The sequence below is a fragment of the Corynebacterium sp. HMSC05D03 genome (assembly GCF_001807205.1).
GTDB lineage: Bacteria > Actinomycetota > Actinomycetes > Mycobacteriales > Mycobacteriaceae > Corynebacterium > Corynebacterium aurimucosum.
The window spans coordinates 1-1,307 of the sequence record NZ_KV788159.1 but is presented as its reverse complement, the minus strand read 5'-3'; the positions used below and the strand labels follow the sequence as shown (position 1 = coordinate 1,307).

Sequence of the window (1,307 nt, the reverse complement as noted above, 5' to 3'; positions counted from 1 at the left end):
TGAAGTGCCCCGGGTTTTGTTCCTAGGCGTTTGCCTTGATTTCTATTATTGCTTGCGGCGGGTGCTGGTCCCAAAATTCGGTTTCCACTTCAGCTGGCGTGCGGTAGCCCAAGCTTTGGTGAAGCCTCGTCTCGTTCCACCATGACACCCACTCAAACGTCGCGATTTCCACCTCGACAACCTCATCCTACCTGCGAGTATGGATCAGCTCGTTTTTGTAGGAACCATTAACGTTTTCCGCCAGAGCATTGTCATAGGAGTCGCCAACAGTTCCGGTGGAAGCGGCAATCCCGTGCTGGGCAAGACGCTCGTTGTAGACAACGCTGACATACTGCGAGCCGTGATCCGAATGATGAATGAGACCTGTTGTTTCCTCAGCAGACGCGATCGCCTGGTTGAGAGCTTGCAGCGGCAACGCTTCGGTGCGCATGGAATCTGATAACGCCCACCCAACGATCCGTCGGGAGTAAACATCGGTGACAAACGCGGCATACACAAAGCCTTTCTTCGTGCGCACGTAGGTAATATCAGCCACCCACAGCTTGTTCGGGCCTTCGGCTTTGAATTCTCGCTCCACCAAGTCCGGGCGTAAATCCGGCCTTTGAGGTGTGCGAGTGGTCATAGGCGAGCGGCCTTTGCCTTTGCCTGATACACCGGCTAGACGCATCAGCCGCGCGGTTTGTTCACGACCGATATCGATTCCGTCACGATGAAGAGCATGCCACATTTTCCGCACACCGTAGATGCCGTAATTATCCCGATGGATAGCACTAATGCGTTCAACCAGCACAGCATCACGAAGGCGGCGAGCACTTACCCCACGGGCCTTGGACTGACGATACCCACGCGAGGTGATGAACCCACCAGCGCGGTTTTTCTTCAACGTCTTACAGATGAACTCGACAGAGAAACGATTCCGGTATTCATCGATGAACCGGATCATTTCCGACGTTTTGGGTCGAGTTCCGACGCGAAAAAAGCTGAGGCAGCCTTTAAAAGTTCATTGGTGTCGCGTAGCTCTTGATTTTCACGGCGAAGCCTCGCGTTTTCGGCGGCCAGATCTTCAGGCACGGGTTCTGGGATGTTTCCCGCACGGCGGGCCTGTTGGGTCCATTGACGGGCTGTGTGCCATGACACCCCCAGCTTTGGGGCTACTGCCTGGCACGCGGCTTGCATCGACATATTTTCCGCCAAGATGCGGTCCTCTACAAGACGGACCACACGATCCTTCGCATCCTGGTCAAATTTTCTTGGCATATTCCAGATTTTCCCATCTACTCAAACGGAACAAAACCTGGGACACTTCA

At 54.2% G+C, this 1,307-nt stretch carries 2 protein-coding genes and 1 pseudogene; all 3 read right to left on the bottom strand.

What is annotated here, in order from left to right; all coding sequences use genetic code 11:
• Positions 1-22 precede the first annotated feature (22 nt).
• The gene (locus tag HMPREF3147_RS13110; RefSeq protein WP_371325728.1) at positions 23-148 is read right to left on the bottom strand and encodes a hypothetical protein; all 126 of its coding nucleotides are present in this window, start codon (positions 146-148) and stop codon (positions 23-25) included.
• A 39-nt stretch (positions 149-187) separates the two neighbouring features.
• A complete protein-coding gene (locus tag HMPREF3147_RS13105) occupies positions 188-943 on the bottom strand; it encodes an IS3 family transposase (protein WP_141740699.1) in 756 nt (251 codons plus the stop codon).
• Positions 940-1,282: pseudogene (locus tag HMPREF3147_RS13100) on the bottom strand (transposase). Before HMPREF3147_RS13100 ends, HMPREF3147_RS13105 begins: the two are co-directional and overlap by 4 nt.
• Between the last annotated feature and the right edge of the window lie 25 nt (positions 1,283-1,307).